The 7,403-nt window shown below is 71.3% G+C and carries 6 protein-coding genes; 5 read left to right on the top strand and 1 reads right to left on the bottom strand.

All coding sequences use genetic code 11. The features are described from left to right. Nucleotides 1–126: 126 nt before the first annotated feature. Complete coding sequence (locus ACFXGX_RS36540; RefSeq protein ID WP_384800515.1) at nucleotides 127–1,059, bottom strand: HAD family hydrolase; 933 nt, start codon at nucleotides 1,057–1,059, stop codon at nucleotides 127–129. A gap of 186 nt (nucleotides 1,060–1,245) precedes the next feature. On the opposite strand from ACFXGX_RS36540, the gene ACFXGX_RS36535 reads away from it, so the two are divergent. The 5 genes from ACFXGX_RS36535 (at nucleotide 1,246) to ACFXGX_RS36515 (ending at nucleotide 7,001) form a co-directional block, all read left to right on the top strand. After that, nucleotides 1,246–1,545 carry a glutaredoxin family protein gene (locus ACFXGX_RS36535; RefSeq protein WP_384800512.1) on the top strand — a complete coding sequence of 100 codons (300 nt, stop codon included), beginning with the start codon at nucleotides 1,246–1,248 and terminating at the stop codon, nucleotides 1,543–1,545. Between the two features lie 341 nt (nucleotides 1,546–1,886). After that, on the top strand, nucleotides 1,887–2,642 hold the full coding sequence (locus ACFXGX_RS36530) for a redox-sensing transcriptional repressor Rex (protein WP_384800509.1): 756 nt from the start codon (nucleotides 1,887–1,889) through the stop codon (nucleotides 2,640–2,642). After that, on the top strand, nucleotides 2,639–4,345 hold the full coding sequence (locus tag ACFXGX_RS36525) for a glutamyl-tRNA reductase (protein ID WP_384800506.1): 1,707 nt from the start codon (nucleotides 2,639–2,641) through the stop codon (nucleotides 4,343–4,345). The genes ACFXGX_RS36530 and ACFXGX_RS36525 overlap by 4 nt, the downstream gene beginning before the upstream one ends. After that, the gene (gene hemC, locus ACFXGX_RS36520; RefSeq protein WP_384800503.1) at nucleotides 4,342–5,301 is read left to right on the top strand and encodes a hydroxymethylbilane synthase; all 960 of its coding nucleotides are present in this window, start codon (nucleotides 4,342–4,344) and stop codon (nucleotides 5,299–5,301) included. Before ACFXGX_RS36525 ends, hemC begins: the two co-directional genes overlap by 4 nt. Beyond that, a complete protein-coding gene (locus ACFXGX_RS36515; protein ID WP_384800500.1) occupies nucleotides 5,298–7,001 on the top strand; it encodes a uroporphyrinogen-III synthase in 1,704 nt (567 codons plus the stop codon). Before hemC ends, ACFXGX_RS36515 begins: the two co-directional genes overlap by 4 nt. Nucleotides 7,002–7,403: the final 402 nt, after the last annotated feature.

The following is a 7,403-nucleotide window of genomic DNA, read 5'->3' as shown; positions in this document are numbered from 1 at the left end:
GTCCCTCGATGCCCGTCGCCACCGACGCCCACGCCTCACCCAACGGCGACGGGCTGATGCACCGGCACGGCCCCGACCCACCCACCGACCGGAACCGCGAACGCCAGAGCCAGAGGCGGCGGCGAGCTACCGCCGGCGACGGTGCAGCGCGATCGCGGCCGCCGTGCCGCCGGCCACCGCCCCGACCCCGGCCGCGGCGGGAATCCCGACCTTCGCGGCCTTGCGCGCGGTGCGATAGTCCCGCAGCCGCCAGTCGAAGTCCCGCGCGTGCTTCCGCAGTTTCGAGTCCGGGTTGATCGCGTACGGATGCCCCACGAGCGAGAGCATCGGAATGTCGTTGTGCGAGTCGCTGTACGCGGCACAGCGCGACAGGTCCAGGTCCTCCGCGGACGCCAGGGCCCGCACGGCCTCCGCCTTCGCCGGCCCGTGCAGGGGCTCGCCGACCAGTTTGCCGGTGTAGATCCCGTCCACCGATTCCGCGACGGTCCCCAGCGCGCCCGTGAGCCCGAGCCGCCGTGCGATCACCGTGGCGATCTCCACCGGCGCCGCCGTGACGAGCCACACCTTCTGTCCGGCGTCCAGGTGCGCCTGGGCGAGCGCCCGGGTCCCGGGCCAGATCCGCTCGGCCATGTACTCGTCGTAGATCTCCTCGCCGATCGACATCAGCTCGGAGACCCGGTGGCCCTTCACGATGGACAGTGCGGAGTCACGCGCTTCCTGCATGTGCTCGGGGTCCTCGACTCCGGCCAGCCTGAACCACGCCTGCTGCCAGGCGAACTTCGCGAGGTCGCGGGTCTCGAAGAACTTCCGCTTGTACAGCCCGCGTCCGAAGTGGAAGAGGGCGGCACCTTGCATCACGGTGTTGTCGAGATCGAAGAACGCGGCGGCCCGGTCGTCGCCGAGCACCGGGAAGTCGGGCTCCTCCACGGCGTCCGGTGGTGCCAGTTCTTCCAGTTCCTGCGAGGACTTGCGCGCTGCCTCCGCCGAGGCCTCGCCTGCCAACACGCTCCGCGCGGTTGCGGAGCGCCTACGGGGAGTGAGCCATCCGAGAGCGGCCATGTCGTGAGCATAGCCAGTCTGTTCGGCGCTTCCGGAGTCGACAGGATTCGGTGCTGTGAACTCTCCGCGGCCATGCCGTTAAACGAGCGCTCCGAAGCATCGCACCCGCGGCGCGTCGGACCGGCGCGAGGCCCTGCCGCCGCGTGCCGAGCCGGGGGTGCCCCCCGAGGTGTCCGGGGCGGGAGAATGGCGCGTATGAGTCCCATCTTCCGGCGCAGCGACCGCCGTACGGAGACGAAGGCGCCCGCGGATCACCTGGTCACGCTGATCAGGAAGCCCGGGTGCCATCTGTGTGATGACGCACAGGAGGTGATCGAGAAGGTGTGTGCCGATCTCGGGGTCCCCTGGGAGGGGAAGGACATCACCGAGGACGAGGAGCTGCACCGTCAGTACTGGGAGCAGATCCCGGTCGTACTGGTGGACGGCGCGCAGCACACGTTCTGGCGTGTGAACGAGGAACGCCTTCGCAAAGCCCTCGCGGGGTGAGCCGTGCCGGTGGGGCCGGGGGTGCCCGTGATGTATCCCGACTTGTGACCTGCCTGAGCAGTCCAGGGCGTCCGGAAAGTCGCCTAGGATCGACGGCGATTGGTCTCGGGGGCGGGATTCGTTGAGGAGAGTGTGCGGTTTTGCCCCCTTCGTGTGCGGAGCGGAGTCGTCCGCGTGCCGGTTGCATACCGGCGTGCCGGGCATGCGTGACCCCGGTCACGTTGGCCGGGCAAATCGGACACCATCTTTGTGCACGCGTTCACAAAGACATAGCCTGCATTCGACGGGGCGGTCTGGGGACGTGTGACCGCCTGCAGCCCCGCTCTACCCGCAGGAGCACCGTGGCAACTGGCCGAACTCACCGACCGGCGACCCGCAGCCGAGGAATTCCCGAGGCCACTGTCGCCCGGCTTCCGCTGTACCTCCGAGCCCTCACCGCACTGTCGGAGCGCTCGGTGCCCACGGTCTCCTCCGAGGAGCTCGCGGCCGCCGCGGGGGTCAACTCCGCGAAGCTTCGCAAGGACTTCTCCTACCTCGGTTCCTACGGAACGCGTGGCGTGGGGTACGACGTCGAGTATCTCGTGTACCAGATCTCCCGTGAACTGGGCCTGACCCAGGACTGGCCGGTTGTGATCGTCGGTATCGGCAACCTCGGCGCGGCACTGGCCAACTACGGAGGGTTCGCCTCGCGCGGATTCCGTGTGGCGGCGCTCATCGACGCCGATCCCGCGATGGCCGGCAAGCCCGTCGCCGGGATCCCGGTGCAGCACACGGACGAACTGGAAAAGATCATCGACGAGAACGGTGTCTCGATCGGTGTCATCGCCACCCCGGCCGGGGCCGCCCAGCCCGTCTGCGACCGCCTGGTCGCCGCCGGAGTCACCTCCATCCTGAACTTCGCGCCGACCGTCCTGACCGTCCCGGACGGCGTCGACGTGCGCAAGGTCGATCTCTCGATCGAGCTGCAGATCCTCGCGTTCCACGAGCAGCGCAAGGCCGGCGAGGAGGCCGAGGCCCAGGCCGCCGCCGCCCCGGCCGAGCGCAAGAACGACGGCAAGGGTCCCGACGGGGACCTTCCAGCGGTGATGCCGGCATGAGTCTCCTCGTCGTCGGGCTGAGCCACCGCAGCGCTCCGGTCAGCGTCCTCGAACGGGCCGCGCTGTCCGCGGACGCGCAGGTCAAGCTGCTCCAGGACACCCTCGCCGCCGAGCCCGCCACCGAGGGTGCGGTGCTCGCCACCTGCAACCGCATCGAGCTGTACGCCGACGTGGACAAGTTCCACGCGGGTGTCGCCGAGCTGTCCACGCTTCTCGCCCAGCACAGCGGCGTAGGCCTGGAGGAGCTCACCCCTCACCTGTACGTGCACTACGAGGACCGGGCCGTCCACCACCTCTTCTCGGTGGCCTGCGGCCTCGACTCCATGGTCGTGGGCGAGGGCCAGATCCTCGCCCAGATCAAGGACGCGCTCGCCACCGCGCAGGAACTGCACACGGCGGGCCGTCTCCTGAACGACCTGTTCCAGCAGGCTCTGCGGGTCGGCAAGCGCGCCCACTCCGAGACGGGGATCGACCGGGCCGGACAGTCCCTGGTCACCTTCGGTCTGGAGCAGCTCTCCGCGGGACGGCCCGTCGAGGCCTGGGCCAAGGACAAGAAGGCCCTCGTCATCGGCGCGGGCTCGATGTCCTCGCTGGCCGCCGCGACGCTCGCGCGCGCCGGCGTCGGCGAGATCGTGATCGCCAACCGCACCCCCGACCGCGCCGAGCGGCTCGCCGAGATCCTCACCGGCGGCGACGACACGGACGTGCTGGCCCGCGCGGTACCGATGGACTCGGTGCCGGACGAGCTGACACGTGCCGACATCGCTGTCTCCTGTACCGGGGCCACCGGACTCGTCCTGACGGCAGAGACCGTCGCGGCCGCCGTCGAAGGACGTACGGGAACGCCCGCGGCACTGCGCGAGACGGCGGCCGGCCCGGCCGGTCACCTCGCGCACGCCGCCGAGGACGCCTGCCCGCTGGACCTGTCCGCCGTGCAGGGCGCCACCGGCTTCTCCGTCATGGGCGAGGCTGCCGTCGCCGGCATGGACGCGGCCACCCTGGAGCAGCACGCGGCCTGGGTGGACAAGGGCACCGGAACCGTCGAGCGCCGCGACAGCCGTCGTACGCCCGGCGAGGAGGCCGAGGCCGACGCCGACCTCATCGCCGCGCTGGCCGCCACCGCGGCGACCGCCGGCCGCATCCCCGAGCGCCGCAGGCCCGAACCCGTCGCCGAGGCGCCCCGCCCCGCGCCGGTGCTCGCGCTGCTCGACCTCGCGATGCCCCGTGACATCGACGCGGCCGCGCACCGGCTGCTCGGCGTCCGGTTCGTCGACCTGGAGACACTCGCCGAGGCCTCCGCGGACGCGCCGATGGCCGCCGACGTGGACCAGGTGCGCCGGATCGTCTCCGACGAGGTGGCCGCGTTCGGCGCCGCCCAGCGGGCCGCGCACATCACCCCCACCGTGGTCGCGCTGCGCGCCATGGCCGCCGACGTCGTCGCGAACGAGATCACGCGCCTGGACGGACGGCTGCCGGACCTCGACGACAAGCAGCGCGGCGAGATCACCCAGACCGTGCGGCGCGTCGTGGACAAGCTGCTGCACGCGCCGACCGTACGGGTCAAGCAACTCGCCGCCGAGCCCGGCGGTGCCGGGTACGCGGACGCGCTGCGGACCCTGTTCGACCTGGACCCGGAGACGGTCGCCGCCGTCTCGCGGGCCGAGAACAACACCGAGAACGCCAAGAACCGAGGGCGAGCATGAGTGAGCAGGCTTTGAGGCTGGGGACCAGGCGAAGCAAACTCGCCATGGCCCAGTCCGGGCAGGTGGCGGATGCCGTGAGCCGGGTGACCGGACGGCCCGTCGAGCTCGTTGAGATCACGACGTACGGCGATGTTTCCCGCGAGAACCTCGCGCAGATCGGCGGCACGGGCGTCTTCGTGACCGCGCTGCGGGAGGCACTGGTGCGCGGCGAGGTCGACTTCGCCGTGCACTCCCTCAAGGATCTGCCGACCGCGCAGCCCGAGGAGCTCGCACTGGCCGCCGTGCCGGTGCGCGAGGACGTCCGTGACGTGCTCGTCGCCCGAGACGGGCTGACCTTCGAGCAGCTTCCGGACGGCGCGCGCGTCGGCACCGGTTCGTCGCGCCGTATGGCCCAGCTCAACGCGTACGCGCGCAGCCACGGCATGTCGATCGAGACGGTCGCCATCCGGGGCAATGTCGACACCCGAATCGGGTACGTCCACGCCGGGGAGCTCGACGCCGTCGTGCTCGCCGCCGCCGGACTCAACCGGATCGGCCGCATCGACGAGGTCACCGACTTCCTGCCGGTCGACACCGTCCTGCCCGCCCCCGGCCAGGGGGCTTTGGCGATCGAGTGCGCCGCGGACAACGCGGACCTCGTCGCCGCGCTCGCCGAGCTCGACGACCCGTACACCCGGGCCGCCGTGACCGCCGAGCGATCCCTGCTCGCCGCCCTTGAGGCCGGCTGCAGCGCTCCCGTGGGCGCGTACGCCGACCTTCTGGCCGACGGGCAAATTGTCAAGGAGATGCGCCTGCGTGGCGTCGTCGGTACGACCGACGGCTCGACGCTGGTGCAGCTGTCCACCACCGGTCCCGTGCCCGAGACACACGAGCAGGCGATGTCGCTCGGCCGTGAACTCGCCGCCGAGATGCTTGCCAAGGGCGCGGCCGGTCTGATGGGGGAGCGAGCACTGTGAGCCCCACCAACCTTCCCGCCGGTCCGGTCCACGGGCACGTCACCTTCCTGGGTGCCGGACCCGGAGATCCAGGGCTGCTGACACTGCGCGCCGTGGAGGCGCTGGCGAACGCGGACGTCCTCGTCGCCGAGCACGACGTGCTCGACGTGGTGCGCGTTCACGCCAGACAAGGCGTCGCCGTTCTGAGCACGGATCCGGACACTTCGCCGGTTCCGTACCAGGGCACAGGCACGCCTCAGCTGACGGTTGTTGACAGCGCGTCAACAACCGTTGGTGACCCCGCGTCGAGGGATGCCGCCAATCTTGTCATGACGGCCGCACGGGGCGGCAAGCGGGTCGTGCGTGCGGTGTCCGGGGACCCGGGACTTGATACGTACGCGGCCGAGGAAATGCTCGCCTGCGTCGCCGCGGGTGTTCCGTTCGAGGTCGTGCCCGGTATCGCGGCCGCCGTCGGTGTGCCCGCCTACGCGGGTGTACCGCTGCGGGACGCCCAGGGCGCGGACGTACGGTTCGTCGACGCGCGGACCGCGTCGAACCGCTGCTGGACCGAGGTCGGCGCCTCCGACGGCACCGTCGTGGTGTCGGCGACGCTCGACTCCGTGGCCGCGGCCGCGGGTGAGCTGGTGGCCTCCGGCCGCAAGCCCGACACCCCGATGTCCGTGACGATCGCCGGTACGACGACCCGCCAGCGCACCTGGTCGGCCACCCTCGGCACGATCGCGCAGACGCTGAAGCAGGCGAAGGTGCTGCCGTCCCCGGACGGCGGCCGCCCGGTGATAGCCGTGGTCGGCGAGCGTTCCGCAGCCGCCCAGCGCGACCGGTTGTCGTGGTTCGAGTCCAAGCCGCTGTTCGGCTGGAAGGTGCTCGTGCCGCGGACGAAGGAGCAGGCGGCTTCGCTCTCCGACCAGCTGCGGTCGTACGGGGCCGTGCCCTACGAGGTGCCGACGATCGCCGTCGAGCCGCCGCGCACGCCCCAGCAGATGGAGCGCGCGGTCAAGGGCCTGGTCACGGGCCGCTACGAGTGGATCGCCTTCACCTCGGTCAACGCCGTCAAGGCGGTCCGGGAGAAGTTCGAGGAGTACGGCCTCGACGCGCGTGCCTTCGCGGGCATCAAGGTCGCCGCGGTGGGCGAGCAGACCGCGAGCGCGCTCGTCGCCTTCGGTGTGAAGCCGGACCTGGTGCCGAGCGGTGAGCAGTCGGCCGCGGGCCTCCTCGACGACTGGCCGCCCTACGACCCGGTCTTCGACCCGATCGACCGTGTCTTCCTGCCCCGGGCCGACATCGCCACGGAGACCCTCGTCGCCGGGCTCATCGAGCTGGGCTGGGAGGTCGACGACGTCACGGCGTACCGCACCGTGCGCGCGTCGCCGCCGCCGGCGGACACCCGTGAGGCGATCAAGGGCGGCGGCTTCGACGCCGTGCTCTTCACGTCGTCCTCCACCGTCCGCAACCTGGTCGGCATCGCGGGCAAGCCGCACAACGTGACGGTGATCGCCTGTATCGGCCCCGCGACGGCCAAGACGGCCGAGGAGCACGGGCTGCGGGTCGACGTGATGGCTCCCGAGCCCTCCGTGCACAAACTGGCGGAGGCACTGGCCGACTTCGGCCTGCGCCGCCGGGCCGCCGCGCTGGACGCCGGCGACCCGGTGACCCGCCCGAGCGAGCGCCGCCCCGGCTCGCGCAGGCGCCGGACCACCTGATCCAGGTGAGCAACGCCCCGCCGTCTCCCACGGGAGACGGCGGGGCGTTTCTTCGTTGTACGCCAGGTCAGGGCGGACGCCGGAAGGGCCGCCCAGGCACCCGGGCCGAGGCTGAGGCGGGGGCCGTCGGGGTTCCTGGAGTCGCGACGAGGATCCCGCCCGAGAGGGCGGCCACTTCGACGCGGTCGGGGCCGGTGCCGTGCAAGACGGTGTGGGCGGAACTCGATCTCGGGCCTCGCCGGTGACGCGCGAACCGGAGCCCGGTGAGGCGTCCTTCGGTGACGCGAGACCCGGGGCGGCGGGCGGTAAAGGACCAAAGAATCCGGGGGAAATACCAACCAACCAACCAAACCCGGCTCATGTCACACGAGTGGGTGAAACGGGCCGGTACGGGTGGCGCGT

It is taken from the genome of Streptomyces sp. NPDC059371, assembly GCF_042751995.1.
Taxonomy (GTDB): domain Bacteria; phylum Actinomycetota; class Actinomycetes; order Streptomycetales; family Streptomycetaceae; genus Streptomyces.
The sequence above is the reverse complement of the archived record's forward strand: the minus strand, read 5'-3'. Positions and strand labels throughout refer to the sequence as shown.